The organism is Clostridium sp. HCS.1 (assembly GCF_047900555.1).
Lineage (GTDB): Bacteria > Bacillota > Clostridia > Clostridiales > Clostridiaceae > Clostridium.
The window spans coordinates 704406-721236 of sequence record NZ_CP170704.1 but is presented as its reverse complement, the minus strand read 5'-3'; the positions used below and the strand labels follow the sequence as shown (position 1 = coordinate 721236).

Genomic DNA, 16831 nt, shown 5'->3' with positions numbered 1-16831 from the left:
AAAAAGCTCCACTAATAAGCGGAACTTTTTCAATACACTTCAATTAATGAATAATGCATAATTGATAATGCATAATTGTTGAAATAATTCAGGCCAATTTTGCTTTAGCAAAGAGGCTTTTATTCTTTCATTTTTTCATTTCGATTTTGCTTTAGCAAAAGAGAATCTTCATTTTTTCATTTTCCAAAACTCTGTAAGAGTTTTCACCTTAATTTTACATTCTACATTCTTCATTTCCTTAAACTCCGAAGGAGTTTTCACCTTAATTATGCATTGTGCATTACGCATTATCCATTAATCTATAAGTCCTTCTGCTTTTAAGAATTCTACAACTACTGATTTTACGTCTCTTTTATTTATGTCTACTTCGTAGTTTAACTTTCTCATTTTTTCTTCTGTTAATCTATTATCTAAAAGTCCTATTGCTTCCCTTAATTCTGGGTATTTTTCTAAGGTATCTTCTCTTACTACTGTTACTGCATCGTATGGTGGAAAGAAACTTTTATCATCTTCTAGAACTTCTAAGTTGAACTTATCTATAAGTCCATCAGTAGTAAATGCATCAATAACTTGTGTTTCATTATTGGCAAGAGCTGAATATCTTAGCCCACCATCTATAGGTTTAACAGCTTTAAATTTCATATTATAGGCTTTTTCTAATCCTATTAATCCATCATCTCTGTTTGGGAATTCTATAGTTGGCCCAATTATTAATTGATCTGCTACTTTTGCTAAATCTGAAACTGTTTTTAAGTTATATTTTTCAGCTGTTTCTTTAGTTACAGCCATAGCATAAGTATTGTTAAAACCTAAGGGATTTAATACTTCTAATTTATAATCTTCTTTAAATCTTTCTTTTACTGTATTGTAAACTTCTTCTCTATTTGAATTAGGTTCTGTAATATTTAATATACTTACATATCCAGTTCCTAGGTATTCTGCATATAAATCTATTGCTCCTGATTTTATTGCATTAAAAGTAACTTGGCTACCACCTAAATTAAATTTTTCTTCTACATTTAAATCAGTATTAGCTTTAATTACTTCTGATAAAATATTTCCTAATATTAATTGCTCTGTATAATTCTTTGAAGCTACTACTACTGTTTTTTTATTATCAGTTATAAATTTCGGCACAATAATTACACCTAGTACTACTATAACTGCTATTGTTGATATAGCTGTTATAAATCTCTTTCTTTTTGGGGAACTTTTCTTTCTTTTTACTTTCATAGTTCCATCTGCCTTTTTAATTCCATTAGGCATAGTTGCATCTTCTATTTTTCCTGTTATAAAGTCTATTAATAATGCTAGTATAGCGGCTGGAATTGCACCAAATAATACTAAGTTATTATCTACAGTTTGGATTCCTGAATATACTAGATATCCTAGTCCACCTGCCCCTACAAAGGCTGCTATTGTCATAAGTCCTACAGCTGTAACTGCTGCCATTCTTATACCTGCCATAATTACTGGCATTGCTAAAGGTATTTTTATTAATCTTAGTGTTTGTCCATTTGTCATCCCCAAGCCCTTAGCTGCTTCTAAGGTATCTGGATTTATATTTGTTATTCCAGTATAAGTATTTTTAATTATTGGTAACATAGAATATAACACAACCATTGTGATAGCTGGTGTTGATCCTATTCCAATGAAGGGAATTAAAAATCCTAAGATAGCTAAACTTGGAATTGCTTGAGTTAAATTGGCAAATCCAATTACTGCATTAGCTATTTTTTTATTTCTTGTTATCATTATTCCTAAAGGAACTCCTATTACAACTGATATTAAAACTGCTATTACTGTTAATTCTATATGTTCTAATAAAAGAGAAATGATTTCTGATTTTTTTATCATTAATTGTTCAAAAAAGTTATTCATTAGTTATTTCCCTCCTTTTCAATGTATTGACTACTTAAAACTGAAATTAAACTACTTCTTGTAACAAGTCCTAATAATTTCCCTTGGTCATTACATACTGGTAAATATCCTCTCTTTAAGTTATTAAATACTTCTAATAATTCTGGTAATGCTATGTCTCCATTAATACATGTAGGATTTTTACTCATAATTTCTTCTACTAAAATATTTTTATTTTCTACTCTTTGAATATTTTCTAATGTTACATATCCTAATAATATTCCTTCTCTATTTATAGCAAGCAAGCTATCTACCTTATTTTCTCTCATAATTTGAGCTGCTTGAATAAGATTTCTCTTTGGATTAACAGTAATTGGTCTTGAAATCATAACATCTATTGCCTTTATCATTTCAGGTTTAGTCCAAATCTTGTTTTTACCAACAAATTCTTCAACATACTCACCAGAAGGATTTTTTAATATATTTTCTGGTGTATCATATTGAAGAATTTTACCATCCTTTAATATACAAATTTTATCTGCTAAGTTTAATGCCTCATCCATATCGTGAGTAACAAATACTATAGTCTTTTTATATTCCTTTTGAATATTAAATAATTCTTCCTGAAGTTCTGCTCTTGTTATTGGATCTAAAGCACTAAAAGGCTCGTCCATTAATATTATTTCTGCATCTGCTGCAAAGGCTCTGGCAACTCCTACTCTTTGTTGCTGTCCTCCACTTAATTCTGCTGGATATCTATCACTATATTTTTCTGGTTCTAATCCAACCATATTTAATAATTCCACTGTTTTTTTATCTATTTCCTCTTCTGATTTACCCATTAGCTTAGGAATTATTTCTATATTTTCTTTTACTGTCATATGAGGAAATAATCCTGTTTGTTGTATAACATATCCTATACTTCTTCTTAATTTAATTGGATCAATATCTTTAATGTTTTTACCATCTATTAAGATTTCTCCCGATGTAGTTTCTATTAACCTGTTTATCATTTTTAATAATGTTGTTTTACCACATCCACTGGAACCTATTAGAACAACTAAGTTTCCTTTATCAATTTTCAAATTAAAGTCCTCAAGAATTACACTATTCTTATAACTTTTCTTTACATTTATAAACTCTATCATATTAAACCTCCTTTTAAATACATAAAATCCCCTTTTTTTGTCAACAACTTTATTATATATTAAAGTTGTCAGTTAGTCAAAATTTTTTGAATTTTTTAAATTTAATTCTACTTAAAAAGAATAAATTTAGTAGTAATCTAGTTCTAATGTAGTATATTAAAAGTTTAAAATTAAAGAAAAAAACTCCCGTAGGAGTTTCTGAAATAAATGTATTTTTAGTATGTTATTTCAAAGTTGATAATTTTTTATTAACTAGTGAAGAACTATATTTCTGTGATGGAATCTTTGCCTGATTCTAATGCTAATGATACAAGTTTATTCAAGTCATTTTCAAATTCTAATGCTAATGATACTTCAATTAACATTGGCAAATTCATTCCAGTTATAATTTTTATATTTGTCTTTTTATTTTCATGAATATATTTATAACTTTCATTAAATGGAGTTCCGCTCCTAATATCTGTAAATATTAGTATTCCATCATAGTTATATTCATCATTCATTTTATCTAATTGCTTATGCAGTTCATTAATATAATCATTATCTTCTTGAAATTTTAAAACAAATATATTAGAATTATCTCCTGCTATCATCTTCATGCTATCTAATATTCCTTCACACATCTTGCCATGGGATGTTAATAATATTCCTATCAAACTTATCACTCCAAACATATGCTTTTGAATATTTTTAATAATAAAATTATTTTTACTCATGTATTCTTTTATTTCTTAAAATATCTTATATACTTATCCATGACATGCAATTATGTCCATCTTTCCTTCTAGGGTGAATTCATCACAATGTCTTGTTATCATAAAGCTTTCTCCCGCTTTTATCTTTATTCCATTAATAGTACCTTCTCCTGTAATAACAAAGCATCCACAAAAAGGTTTTTTCCTTGGAATTTTTCCCCTTCCCTCTACCTTATAAAGCCAAGCAGAATAATCTTCATTGTCTGCCATAAATCGTTCCTTAATAGATTCATATTGAGTAACTTTTTCTTGGAACTCTATATATTCATCTGGTATTAATATATTTTTCTTTGCTTTTTCAATATCTAATTTTCTTTTATTGCCATTACTATCTAAACGATCATAATCATAAATTCTGTATGTTATAGGACATGGATTAGAAATTTCTATAAAAAAGCTACCTTTTTGAATTGAATGAATAGTTCCTGCTTTTATAGCATAAAAAGATCCTGCTTCAATTGGATGTCTTATTAATAATTCTTCCCACAATTCTTTTTTTATGTAATCATCTAATTCCTCTAATGACTTAGCATTACATCCAAAAATAACAGTGTTGTTTGGAGTAGTTTCTTGAAAATACCAGCATTCTGATTTTCCATGTATTCCAAGATTTTTCATAGCCCAATCTTCACGAGGATGAACCTGAACACTTAAATTTTCTGATGCAAAACAGGCATTTAGTGATATAGACATCATATCATGGTATTTTCTTTCTTCTTTCTTTCCAAAATATAAAGGATCATTTTCATAGAGCCACTTCAAATTTTTCCCTGAATATTTGCCATTAGTTATTATACAGTCACTTCCAAATCCTCCTCCTAATGGGCATTTATTAATATCTAAATCTGGAGAAACATCAAGATTATATCGTCTAACTAATGTACCATCCCCCCAAATTGCTTCCATATTTAATGGAGGCTTTTTTAAAATTAATATTTCTTCCATTATACTCACCCATCTTCCAGATTAACTATTTAACTTTCATTAATTAATGAATTTGTATATCCAAAACTGAGTTCTAAATATTATTAAAATATCTTAGTATAATTTTTTTATAATTATTATTTTAATTTAGCTAATAATGATTGATATTGTTCTAAAAGTTCCTCTACTGAGTCTGTCTGCTTTTTTGCTAAACCAAGAAATAATATATCTATTATAAATAGTTGCCCATACCTTGAAAAAATTGGTGATAATCTTGTTGCATTAAGCTCTGTACTTGGAACTGCAAGTATTAAATCAGCCAATTCAGCAAGTTCACTATTTGAATTTCTAGTTATAGCAATACACTTTGCACCACTTTTTTTAGCTTCCCTAACTGCTAAATTTACTTCTTTAGTTTTTCCACTAAAGGAAACTGCAATTACAACATCATTAGAAGTTGCAATTCGAGAATTTAAAACTCCATAATTACTATCTGTATTATAGACACACAGTTTTTTTATACGCATTAGCTTTTGTATAAAATCAGAAATTATTATAGTAGAGGAGCCTATACCAAAGAAATATATAGCATGAGCATTATTAATTAATTCAATTGCATTTCTAAATTGATCTATTCCATTCACTTTATATACATCATTACAAATTTTCGAAATACTGTTCATTATGTTATTTGGCATCTCTTCAAATGAATTAGCCCAATTAAAGATTTCATTTGTCCTAGAATAAGCTTCCTTCTCAATATTAGCTGCTAATTCTATTTTTAATTGAGCAAAGGTTTTATCGCAGTATTTCTTTACAAATTTTGAAATTGATGCTGATGAAATATTCAATTCTTCTGCCATATCATGTATATTAGATTTTACAAACTCATCATTATTCTTCAATATATAGTCTGCAATAATTTTTTCTGTATTGGTCATTAAATCATAATTCTTCTTAATTAAAATTAGACTATTCACAAGACTCCTCTTTTCTTTTTTATACTATATTTTTAAAACTAAATGATTTTACTTTAACATAACCTTATGAACAACTATAGGCTGATATCCTTTATTTTCTATAACATATTCATGGATTGATGCTGGGACAATAATAATATCTAAGTATTTTTGATTATATTTGAAATCTGGATTTTCTTTAGAATAAATACTTGCTTTTTCCCCATCAACTAAAGTTAAAATAGTAAATTGATTATTATTTTTAAAGCTTACTTTATGACCTGTTTCTATCTCAACACGCTTTGTTTGATAATACATTAAATCTGTATTTCCCACAAGATATTCTTTATATCCAGTTCCTTCTTCAGTTAAAATAGGTTCAATTGCTATATTATTATTTACCCAGTTAGACCTTCTATTTCTATCTACTACTTTCTTACCATTAATCAAATGTATTGGTCTCTTATTTCCATCACTATCTAACCTATTATAATCATAAATTTTAAAAGTATATGATCCTATTGTTAGGCTACCTAGCTCTAGAATAAATTGATTTTGTCCTGATGAGTGTATAGTTCCTGCTGGAATCATTATTTGTCTACCTGGTGTAGATGGTATATTATTAATGTATTTCTTGTAATCAACATCCTTACCACTTATCTCTGATTCATGTGCCTTATTAAAGAACTCATCAATATTCGCATCTTCTTTGAATCCAACATAGGTCTTAGCATCATGACCAGTAGCAATTACATAATAGGCTTCATCCTGACTACCCTTATCATTATAATTAGCTTTAACAAATTCACCATTTGGATGTACTTGTATTGACATATTTCCATTACTATGAAATGTATCATCATAATTACATCTTATTGGGAAATATCCACCAAATCTTTCTGTACATTCTTTACCCATTATATCATAAGGATATTTGTTAAAAAATGTTGCAAAAGGGAATTCAAAGATATTATCCTTATATTCTACTAAAACACTTACTTCCATTGGAATCATATCAAAAATCCATGCTATATTATTGGCTTTAACATCTAAATTTCTAACTTTACGTATATATTCTCCTCCCCATACCCCTTCTAAATATACAGGTTTACATCTAAAAGGATATTTGCTAAGCTCTTTCAAAATTTCATTAAAAGCATCTTTTTCCAATAGCATTAATTTATTATCATGATCTCCACAAATATATTCGTCAATTTTATCTTCTTGTAATAGTTGTTTACGTAAATTAACTTCAAGTTCAAAATCTATATAGTAATTTCTTCTCATTAGTTCACTAAATGGCCTAGCATAATCATCTCCAATATTGGAATAATTACCTTCTCTAGCTCTTATTGCTGCTGTTTTGGGTGTTATATCTATATAAACTATCAAATCTGATACATCTTTGAAGGTATCAGATGCAGCTCCGTGTCCATATAATATTAGCACCTCATCTTTATTCATATTTATATAGTTTAAAGTATCTTTAACTTTTTCCTTTATAAATATATCATCAAAGGTTCCATCAAAAACTTTTCCGAACAAACATACTGGATCTTCATCTGACTTATTAGGCAAGTTTTCTTTAAACATATCCTCTAATTCTTCTTTATGTTTATATAGATTCTTCATATTGATTGGCTTATATTTATAACTGCCTTTAGCTAATATTTGTGTAATTAAATTAATACATAAATCAAAATTAGCACTAATATATCCATCAATCAAAACAAGGGCTTTATGTTTTTTATCCACTATACTATCTATAGAATTAACAATTTTTCTAGCTACCTCTATATTTCCATATCCAATACTTGAAGAATAATCGTTTATTATCTTAGGTCTATTAATGGCTGAATAATCATCATAATCTAAGGGCTTAAACATAAAACTCATTTTTCTTAATCACCTCATATTAAATATTTATAAAATATTAAAGAATGCGCCTAAAATACCTATGGCAAATGTTAATATTAAAGTTATATATAGTCCTTTCTTAGACCACTTTTTAATAATATAGTAGTATAAAAATACCATTGCATAAGGTAATAATTTAGGTAATAGTGAGTTTACTAAATCATCTAAAATTATTTCTTTTCCGCCAAAATTTAGTACTGTTGTTAAAGACATCTTTACATAATTTGTTACTAAACCAGCAGCAACCATTAATCCAACTATTGTTGAAGCATCAATAAGTTTTTGAATAACATTAGTTTGTTTAAGTTTCATAATAACATTTGTACCGAATTTATATCCATACATTGTTCCATAGTACTTAGTTAATATACATATTATTAAATTTGGTATGATAAAAACAAATGGTGCAATAGGATTACCATCAATAGCTAAAGAAGCTGCAAATGCTCCAGTAATTGTTACTACAACACCTTTGAAGAATGAATCTCCTAATCCTGCTAAAGGTCCCATTAATCCTGCTTTAGTAGCTGAAATAACTTGACCAGATATAGGTTGTCCTAATGCTCTTTGTTCTTCAAGAGCAATACTAACACCTACAACAAGGTTATTAGCCCATAAGTGAGAATTATAGAATTCAGTATTCCTAGCAACTGCTTCCTTTAAGTCATCACCTTTATATAATTTCTTTAAAGCTGGTAAAATTGTATAACAATAACCTAATCCTTGATACCTTTCATAATTTAAACATGCAGATAAAAGATATGAACGTCTATTTATTCTATTTAAATCTTTTTTAGTTAGTATAGTAGTTTGTTGTGGTGCTTGTTGTTTTTCTAAGGCTTCCTCTTCTACTGTTTCTTCTACTGTTTCTTCATTGTTCTTTCCTAAAATATTAATAGCTACAACTACAGCTATACTTAATATAGCTATTGCTAATATACTTAATCCTAAATATGCTGATAATACATATCCAATTGCAAAGAAACACCATAATTTTTTGAAATCCATCATCTTTAAAAGCATTGCCATTCCCATTGCTGGCATTATGCCTCCTGCAACACTAAGACCTCTCCTAATGAATTCTGGTAAAGCATTATATAAGCTTTCTACCCATGTTGCTCCAAAATAAGTTCCTAAAAATGCTGAAAATGTCCAAGTTAAGAATATACCTAAAATACACATATACAAATGAGAATTTACTGAGTCAATATTTCCCTCTTTAATTTTTCTATCAGCTCCATGAATGAATACTAAATTTAGATTATAGTCAAGAAGCAATACGAATTGAGCAAATACTCCTATCGGATATGCTAATGCAATACCTACTTCTGGTTTGCTACCACTAGCTATAGCCAACACTGTTGACATCATCCCTGCAAATTGTGCATTTGGTGGTACACTACCTCCAACTGGGAAAACTCCCATAAACATTAATTCAACAGTTCCTCCAACTATTAATCCTGTTCTTAAATCTCCCATCAACAATCCAATAAGAGGCCCTGCAAATACTGGACGGCTAATTTGAATATGACCATATCCTAAATTTTCAGTAAGTAAAAGTCCCATTACGATGGCTATTAACAAAGCTTGTACCAATGACATAATGAAATCCCCCTTTTATAATAAACTTAAAATATTTTTTTTAGATTCAGTTGGCAGCTTTTGTATTTCACATGTAATACCTCTATCAGTAATTTCTTTCAAGGCATTTACTTCTTCTTCTGAAAGGTAGACAGTTTTATATATTTCTTTTTTATCTGGCTTAAAATGAACGCTTCCAATATTTACTCTGTCTATTATCAATCCATTATTTAATAGAGATAGGATTGTAGTTGGACTTTTTACAATTAAAAATATCTTTCCTTTTATAGCATTAATTTTCTCTACTGCTGTTTTTTCATCAAAAACGTATAATTTTTTTCCTTTAGGGCATGCCATTTCTAGTAAGCTTTTTAGAATGCCATTACTTGCAGATTCATCATCAACTACTACAAATGTATCAAAATTAATTGATTTAGCCCAAGCAGTAATAACTTGTCCATGTAGCAATCTTTCCTCTACTCTAGTAAAGACAATACTCATATTTACCTCCTTTCTTGAAGATTGGCAATAAACATATAAATATTTATTGGCTCCCCTCATTTTTTAAATATATATAAAACTAGTTAAATAAGTAATTAACTAGTTTAGTATCTACTTATAAATGGTACTAAAAATTACGTTTTTGAAATCGTTTAACTTAATTATATTATATAATAAATTAAATTTATTTTCAATATTGTATTTGTAAACTTTATTTAATTAATATTCAGATGACTTAATCATTTTAAGTGCCAATTTAATGATAATATACCTCTTAATTAGTACTTCTGGAACTTATAATATCTATATCCTCATATACGTAAGGAAAGGAATTTATAAAATAAAAAAAGTAGCTAGTAATGATTTTATTCAAAACTAACTACTTGTTAATTAATTATATTTTTCTTTACTAGCTTTACTTAATTAATTAAAACTATTCTAGCCAAATTAACTAATTATTATTTATTTGGTTTACTATATATTCACATAATTTATGAGTTATTATTGAATCTTCAATTGATGGATTTGGTTCCTTACCCTCTTTTACTGAATCTAGGAAATGAGTAATTAAATCCTCAAAGCCCCTTTTGTAAAGAGTATTTTCCCAACCACCATAAGTTGTTTTCACTTTTCCTTTATTATTAATTTTAAAGAAATCTACTAAATCTTCCACTAAATATTTATTACCTTTTACCATGTATTCGATATTTTCTTCTGTTATACCAGCAGTTCTATTCATTACTCCAATAGCAGTTGTTTTATCTCCCTTAAATGTAACAACTACATTTTTTAGATTATTATTTTCCTTAGAGAAATTAACATCCATTTTCTTCACTTCATCATCCATTAAAAATCTTAAAGTATCAACAACATGTATAAAATCTTCTACAATAAATTTTCTGATATCACCAGGTGGATACTCTCTATTTTTCTCCATAATAATAATATCAGCCTTGCCCTTATTCTTAAGCTCCCTAACCTTTGGACAAAATCTCCTATTAAAACCAACCATAGCAATTAAATTATTTTTCTTAGCCAGCTCAGCTATTTCAACACTTGTCTTAAGATTATAGGTTAATGGCTTATCTATATATACATTAACACCCTTATTCAACAACTTTTTAGCTATTTCATAATGCCCATCAGCATGAGTGGAAATTATAGCAGCATCAAAATCTTCTTTTAATAAGTTATCTAATACATTATAAGCTCTGTCTATTTTATATTTATTAGATACCTCTTCTAAAACCTTTTTATTCCTAGTTGATATCAAAAGCTCAATATCCTCCATAGAAGATAAAATTGGTAAATAAGCTTTTTTAGCAATGGCGCCAAGGCCAATTATTGCAACTCTCATTTTAACCCCCCTCAAACTGCCTTACGGCAGTAATTAATAATGTAAAATGTAAAATTATTAATGAAAGAATTAAAGAATGAAGACTTCTTACTTTTTTAATCTTTTCATTATTTCATGCCAATTTTGCTTCAGCAAAGAGGCTCTTCATTTTTTCATTCACTAAAACTCCGCAGGAGTTTTTTCCTTAATTCTACATTCTTCATTCTTCATTGATTAAATTAAATTTAATCTTCTCAGTCCTTTTTCTATTCCTTCATTTTCTACATTTTCTGTGAAATCATAAGCATACTTTTTTAATCTCTCATGGTGGTCACCCATTGCAATTCCGTACTTTACAGCTTGGAACATCTCTATGTCGTTTTCACCATCACCAAAGGCATAGGCTTTATCTTTACTTATGTCTAATAAATTTAATAGGTGTTCAACTCCATATCCCTTTGAATATTTAGCTTTATATATTTCGAAAACTCCACCATTGCTTAAGTTTGACATAAAAGCATAATCTTTTTCTCTGAATTTTTCGAAAACTAAATTGAAGGAATTTTCATCATAGGATATAGCTATTATTTTGCTAACTTTAACAGTTTCTTTATCCCAATCTTCTTTGAAATTATTTTTATCTAAATTAGCTGCTTCTACAAAGCTTGATAGCTTTTCATCTTTCATATCTAAAACATAATTGCATTCTTGTCCCTCAAGCATATAAACTACATTATTTTCTTCTAGGAAATCTAATAATTCTTTAAGCTCCTTATTATCTAAAGTTTCATTAAATAAAATTTTATTATTTATTTCTAAATAGGCACCATTTGAAGCAACATATCCATTTAAACCTAAATCTAATATTGCTTTATGTACACAATTCATTGGTCTTCCTGTTGCTAATACAGTTAAATAGCCATTTTCTCTTAGCTTTTCTATAGCTAACTTTGTTGCTTTTGTTGGATCATATATCTTTTTTGTCCAATCTATTAGGGTTCCATCTACATCAAAAAATACTATTCCCTTATTATCCATCTTTTTCTCCTTTGCTATAATTTTACTTACTATTATTATATAATAGAAAAGAAAAAATAAAAGACCTTAAAATACCATTAGGTGGTAATTTAAAATATTAAATTTTCCTTGTATTTAAAGTGTATTTTTCACGCTTTTTTAACTTTTCAATTCACCATATAATTATCTTAATAATTTCATAAAGGATAATATTAAATATAAAAATTATTAAGATATACTAAGTAAAACTTTAAGAGGTGAAAATATGAATAAAGAAAAAAGGACTTTTAATAATCCTATTCTTCCTGGATTTTATCCAGATCCTTCAATATGTAGAGTTAATGATGACTATTACTTAATCACATCCTCTTTTGCATATTTCCCTGGTGTTCCAATATTCCATAGTAAAGATCTTGTTAATTGGGAACAAATTGGACACGTTCTAGATAGACCATCTCAACTTAAATTAGATGGAATTGGTATTTCTGGCGGAATATATGCTCCTACAATTAGATATCATCAAGGAGTATTCTATGTTATTACTACTAATATAGGTAATGGTGGTAATTTCATTGTAACTGCTACAGATCCTAAAGGCCCTTGGTCAGACCCCCATTGGATTAATGATACCCCTGGAATTGATCCTTCATTATTCTTTGATGATGATGGAAAGGTTTATTATACAGGTACAGCACAGGCTGTAGATGCTGTGGAATTTCATGAAAGTGAAATATATTGTCAAGAATTAGATTTAAAAACTATGCAGTTAGTTGGAGAAAGGTTTGGCCTTTGGAGAGGTGCCTTAAAAAATGCTAAATATCCAGAAGGACCACATATATATAAAATAGATAATTATTACTATCTTATGATTGCAGAAGGTGGCACAGAACATTTTCATGCTGTAACAATTGCTAGAAGTAAAAATGTTTTTGGACCTTATGAAGGTTATGAAGGAAATCCTATTTTAACTCATCGCCATCTTGGGAAAAAGTATCCTATTTCTAATCCTGGACATGCAGATTTAATTGAAACTCAAAATGGTGAATGGTGGATGGTGGCTCTTGCTTCTCGTCCTTATGGTGGATATTATAAAAATCTTGGCAGAGAAACCTTTCTAATTCCTGTAGAATGGGAGGATGGATGGCCTATTGTTAGTGCTGGAACTGGGAAAATAGAAAACACCTATGTTAGTCCTAATTTACCCTATTCCCCAGTAGAGAATTTATCTCTTAGAGATGATTTTGATAATGAAACTTTAAATTTCACTTGGAATTCTATTCGTACACCAAAGGATAAATTTTATAGTCTTAGTGAAAGACCTGGTTTTTTAAGATTAAAATTGAAACCTAAAAGATTAGTAGATATATTAGATTATGATACTTCTAATAGTTTATATGATCTTAATGAGCCACCAAGTTTTATTGGAAGGCGTCAACAACACATTAATTTTGAAGTAAATACTTTAATGGAATTTAATCCACAAAAGGATTTTGAAGTAGCTGGTCTTGCTTTAATACAAAATAATAATTTTCAATATAGACTTGAGTATTCCATTATTAATTCTGAAAAGGTAATAAGATTAGTAAAATCTATTTCTGAAAGCTATGAAGATAAAAATGGAGATTATAAAATTAAAAATATAGAAAGTACTGTAATAGAAAAAATCTTTGATTCAGATAGGATTTACTTAAAAATAAATGCCATTAACCAAAATTATAGTTTCTATTATGGTAACTCCATAAATAATATGAAGCTTTTAATTGATAATATTGATGGGCGCATATTAAGTTCAGATATAGCTGGAGGCTTTGTAGGAACATATATAGGAATCTTTGCTAGTAGTAATGGACATGCAACAAATAATATAGCTGATTTTGATTTGTTTGATTATAAAGTACTTTAAATTTAAAAAGAGGCTGTCTCAACAGCCTCAGATTAAAAATTTTATATTTTTAATTGTGCGTAAGCACACTACTTATTCCATAATTCTAATCTATCTTTAATTAATGCTGTCATTTGAGTATTTAATTTATCTATATCATAACTCTTTAGTGTATTAACTATTTCATCATAAGCTTTATCAAAATCTTCTGGTTTTCCTAATATAGCTTGAGTTATTGCTTGTTGAGTATAATCATCAGCTTTCTTTTGAATTATAGCTATATCACTATCACTTGGTATATTTAATTGCCATACTTGTCCATGGTTAGATATACCTAGTTCTTCAGCTGATGGGAATAAATCTGGCCAAGATTTTACACCATAAGCTGCTAATGTTTCTTTTTCAGCTTCTGTGTAATTTGCTATTTTATTTTCTAATGTATCTGGTGAATATGAGTCTCCATTTGCATCTAAAGCTCCAACACCTCTTTGTGGGAATGGATATACATACTTTCCTACTCCTGTTTTCTTAGAAAAATCAGCATCTGTATTTCTTTGTTCTTGAATTTCTGGTAGGAATTCTCTCTTTCCTTCTGCATTAACTTTATAGTGAGTTCCTTCTACTCCCCAGTTTAATAAAATTTGTGCTTCATCTGAAGCTAACCAATCTAAGAATTCAAAGGCTCTTTCTGGATCTTTATTGCTTGATGTAATTGCAACTCCCCAACCACCACTAAATCCATAATCTTTTAAGCTTTGAGCTTTATGCTTAGCTGGATCCATTACAACTGGAAGCTTAGCATATGTTAATTCATCTTTACCTTCTGCAATTAGACTTGTTACTGATGCTTGATAATCCCAATCTTCATCAGATAATCCAACTACTCTACCTGCAGCAATTTTAGCCTTATAAGTATCTTCCTTTTGAGTGAAGGATTCTGGATCTAGTAGTCCTTGAGCATTCATGCCATTTAACCATCTAAAATATTCTCTTGACTCATCAAGTGAGAATTTATATGTTGCTTCTCCAGTTTTATCATCTACAACAAATTGTCCATCATCAGGATAACCTGCAGTAAGGGTAGCCTTATTACCTACAGTTAGTAACCATCTCCAGTCACTAGCCATTAATGATAAGCCTATTCTTTTTTCTCCTGATTCTGTTGTAGGACTCTTTGCTAAATAATCTTTTAAAGCTTTTTCATAATCAGCTAAACTCTTTATTTCTGGATATCCAAGTTCTTTTAAAGCTTGGTGTTGAATTTGCATATTACCTGATGGTGCAAATACTTTATTTACAACTCCATAAGTACCTACTGTATATATTGATGGATTTTCATTACTATATCTTAATCTATTTAATTGATCTCCATATAATGCCTTTAAATTAGTTCCTTTTTCTTCGATATAATCATTTAAATCAATTACAGCTCCTGCATCAATTAACTTAGATGTATCTCCTTTTGCATAAATTAAATCTGGATACTCTCCTCCTGCTATCATAAGTGGAACTGCTTGTGTATCTCCTGCTACTGGATGTTCAAATTTCAATGTAACACCAGTTAACTCCGTAATCTTCTTAGCTACATCATCTGTAAAGGCAATATCCTCTGTTAAATCTGCTGAGAAAATAGTAAATGTTATAGGTTCCTTACTTCCTCCAGCTGTAGTTGAGCCATTGTCCTTTTTACCACAACCAACAAAAACTGATGTGGTAACTAAACCTGCCAATAATAAAGAAAATATTTTTTTCTTTTTCATATTTACCCTCCTAAAATTTAATTTACCCCAGGGGACCATATTTTTAGTCCCCAGGGGACCATATTTTTACAATTTATATAAACAAGGTTTCATAATATAACCCCAGAAACCTTATGTTTAACATATTATTTCAATTATTAATTTACCTTATCAAAAAAACCTTTATACTGTCTACATATTTTCAAATCATACGATACTTAATCAGCATATTCCCTAGCTATTCACTCTTCTCTATTCACTTTTCTCTATTCACTCTTCTCTATTTACTCTGCCCTATTCAATTTTACTTAGCTCTTAACTGCTCCTAATGTCATTCCTGAAACAAAATACTTTTGTACAAATGGATATACTAATAAAATTGGAATTGTTGCAACCATTGTTATTGCCATCTTTATTGATTCTGGATTTGACCTAGCTGTATTTTGTAAATTTGGATTATGAATATCTACTGTTGCTGCTGCATTATCCATTATTTTCATAAGTTCATATTGCAGAGTTGTTAAGCTATCATTTGTTCTTGCATATATATAAGTATCAAACCAGCTATTCCATTGACTAACAGCTATAAATAATGCAATAGTTGCTATAACTGGAAGACATAGCGGGAATACTATTTTTGTAAATACAGTCCAATCATTAGCACCATCTATTGATGCTGATTCATATAATGCTTCTGGAAGTCCATCCATAAAGGATCTTATAACGATAACATTAAATGCAGAAATTAATCCTGGTAAAATATAAACTGCAAAGTTATTTACTAGTCCTAATTGTCTTACTACTAGGTATTCTGGTATTAACCCTCCACCAACATACATTGTTATTACAAATAGCATAGTTACTAATTTATTAAAAATAAAGTCTCTTCTACTTAATGTGAAAGCTACCATTGTAGTTGCAATAACACCAGTTATTGTTCCAATTACAGTTCTTAACACTGAATTTACAAAGGCTCTTGGCAATTTAGTGCTACCGTTAAAAATTTCTTTATAGTTTTGAAGTGTAAATTCTCTTGGCCAAATATGAATTCCGCCCTTTACTGTATCTGTTGCGTCATTTAAAGAAATTGCTAACACATTTAAGAATGGATATAAGGTAATAACTACAATAAATAACATTATAAAGATTAATACTATATCAAAAGCTTCAGTTTCATTTTTCTTCTTTTTTAATTTCATACAAGTACCTCCT

At 28.9% G+C, this 16831-nt stretch carries 13 protein-coding genes; 1 reads left to right on the top strand and 12 read right to left on the bottom strand.

What is annotated here, in order from left to right; translation table 11 throughout:
* Window positions 1–294: 294 nt before the first annotated feature.
* The 10 genes from ACFYH6_RS03390 to ACFYH6_RS03345 form a co-directional block, all read right to left on the bottom strand.
* Complete coding sequence (locus ACFYH6_RS03390; RefSeq protein ID WP_416179099.1) at window positions 295–1881, bottom strand: glycine betaine ABC transporter substrate-binding protein; 1587 nt, start codon at window positions 1879–1881, stop codon at window positions 295–297.
* Complete coding sequence (locus tag ACFYH6_RS03385; protein ID WP_416179100.1) at window positions 1881–3008, bottom strand: ABC transporter ATP-binding protein; 1128 nt, start codon at window positions 3006–3008, stop codon at window positions 1881–1883. Before ACFYH6_RS03385 ends, ACFYH6_RS03390 begins: the two co-directional genes overlap by 1 nt.
* Before the next feature lie 263 nt (window positions 3009–3271).
* Window positions 3272–3664: a PTS sugar transporter subunit IIA gene (locus tag ACFYH6_RS03380; protein WP_316342605.1), complete on the bottom strand. Its 393-nt coding sequence runs from the start codon at window positions 3662–3664 to the stop codon at window positions 3272–3274.
* A gap of 93 nt (window positions 3665–3757) precedes the next feature.
* A complete protein-coding gene (locus tag ACFYH6_RS03375) occupies window positions 3758–4708 on the bottom strand; it encodes a class I mannose-6-phosphate isomerase (protein ID WP_416179101.1) in 951 nt (316 codons plus the stop codon).
* Between the two features lie 116 nt (window positions 4709–4824).
* Window positions 4825–5667 carry a MurR/RpiR family transcriptional regulator gene (locus tag ACFYH6_RS03370; RefSeq protein ID WP_416179102.1) on the bottom strand — a complete coding sequence of 281 codons (843 nt, stop codon included), beginning with the start codon at window positions 5665–5667 and terminating at the stop codon, window positions 4825–4827.
* Window positions 5668–5715: 48 nt separating this feature from the next.
* Complete coding sequence (locus ACFYH6_RS03365) at window positions 5716–7542, bottom strand: class I mannose-6-phosphate isomerase (RefSeq protein WP_416179103.1); 1827 nt, start codon at window positions 7540–7542, stop codon at window positions 5716–5718.
* 27 nt (window positions 7543–7569) lie between these two features.
* Entirely contained in the window at window positions 7570–9165 is a 1596-nt protein-coding gene (locus ACFYH6_RS03360) for a PTS system mannose/fructose/sorbose family transporter subunit IID (protein WP_416179104.1), read from the bottom strand.
* 15 nt (window positions 9166–9180) lie between these two features.
* A complete protein-coding gene (locus ACFYH6_RS03355) occupies window positions 9181–9645 on the bottom strand; it encodes a PTS system mannose/fructose/N-acetylgalactosamine-transporter subunit IIB (RefSeq protein ID WP_416179105.1) in 465 nt (154 codons plus the stop codon).
* Window positions 9646–10096: 451 nt separating this feature from the next.
* Window positions 10097–11002 (bottom strand): Gfo/Idh/MocA family protein, encoded by a 906-nt coding sequence (locus ACFYH6_RS03350; protein WP_416179106.1) that lies wholly within the window; start codon window positions 11000–11002, stop codon window positions 10097–10099.
* Window positions 11003–11215: 213 nt separating this feature from the next.
* Complete coding sequence (locus ACFYH6_RS03345) at window positions 11216–12019, bottom strand: HAD family hydrolase (protein WP_416179107.1); 804 nt, start codon at window positions 12017–12019, stop codon at window positions 11216–11218.
* Between the two features lie 244 nt (window positions 12020–12263).
* On the opposite strand from ACFYH6_RS03345, the gene ACFYH6_RS03340 reads away from it, so the two are divergent.
* Window positions 12264–13901: a glycoside hydrolase family 43 protein gene (locus ACFYH6_RS03340; RefSeq protein ID WP_416179108.1), complete on the top strand. Its 1638-nt coding sequence runs from the start codon at window positions 12264–12266 to the stop codon at window positions 13899–13901.
* Between the two features lie 68 nt (window positions 13902–13969).
* Here the strand turns inward: ACFYH6_RS03340 and ACFYH6_RS03335 are convergent, their stop codons facing one another.
* Window positions 13970–15640, bottom strand: a complete 1671-nt coding sequence (locus ACFYH6_RS03335; protein WP_416179109.1) for an ABC transporter substrate-binding protein — start codon at window positions 15638–15640, stop codon at window positions 13970–13972.
* Window positions 15641–15927: 287 nt separating this feature from the next.
* Window positions 15928–16758: a carbohydrate ABC transporter permease gene (locus tag ACFYH6_RS03330; RefSeq protein WP_416179235.1), complete on the bottom strand. Its 831-nt coding sequence runs from the start codon at window positions 16756–16758 to the stop codon at window positions 15928–15930.
* Window positions 16759–16831: the final 73 nt, after the last annotated feature.

Excerpts from the sequence above, each read along its gene's own strand:
- ACFYH6_RS03390 (WP_416179099.1), bottom strand. The coding sequence starts at position 1,881 with ATGAATAACTTTTTTGAACAATTAATGATAAAAAAATCAGAAATCATT.
- ACFYH6_RS03385 (WP_416179100.1), bottom strand. The coding sequence starts at position 3,008 with ATGATAGAGTTTATAAATGTAAAGAAAAGTTATAAGAATAGTGTAATT.
- ACFYH6_RS03375 (WP_416179101.1), bottom strand. The coding sequence starts at position 4,708 with ATGGAAGAAATATTAATTTTAAAAAAGCCTCCATTAAATATGGAAGCA.
- ACFYH6_RS03365 (WP_416179103.1), bottom strand. The coding sequence starts at position 7,542 with ATGAGTTTTATGTTTAAGCCCTTAGATTATGATGATTATTCAGCCATT.
- ACFYH6_RS03360 (WP_416179104.1), bottom strand. The coding sequence starts at position 9,165 with ATGTCATTGGTACAAGCTTTGTTAATAGCCATCGTAATGGGACTTTTA.
- ACFYH6_RS03355 (WP_416179105.1), bottom strand. The coding sequence starts at position 9,645 with ATGAGTATTGTCTTTACTAGAGTAGAGGAAAGATTGCTACATGGACAA.
- ACFYH6_RS03350 (WP_416179106.1), bottom strand. The coding sequence starts at position 11,002 with ATGAGAGTTGCAATAATTGGCCTTGGCGCCATTGCTAAAAAAGCTTAT.
- ACFYH6_RS03345 (WP_416179107.1), bottom strand. The coding sequence starts at position 12,019 with ATGGATAATAAGGGAATAGTATTTTTTGATGTAGATGGAACCCTAATA.
- ACFYH6_RS03340 (WP_416179108.1), top strand. The coding sequence starts at position 12,264 with ATGAATAAAGAAAAAAGGACTTTTAATAATCCTATTCTTCCTGGATTT.
- ACFYH6_RS03335 (WP_416179109.1), bottom strand. The coding sequence starts at position 15,640 with ATGAAAAAGAAAAAAATATTTTCTTTATTATTGGCAGGTTTAGTTACC.
- ACFYH6_RS03330 (WP_416179235.1), bottom strand. The coding sequence starts at position 16,758 with ATGTTATTTATTGTAGTTATTACCTTATATCCATTCTTAAATGTGTTA.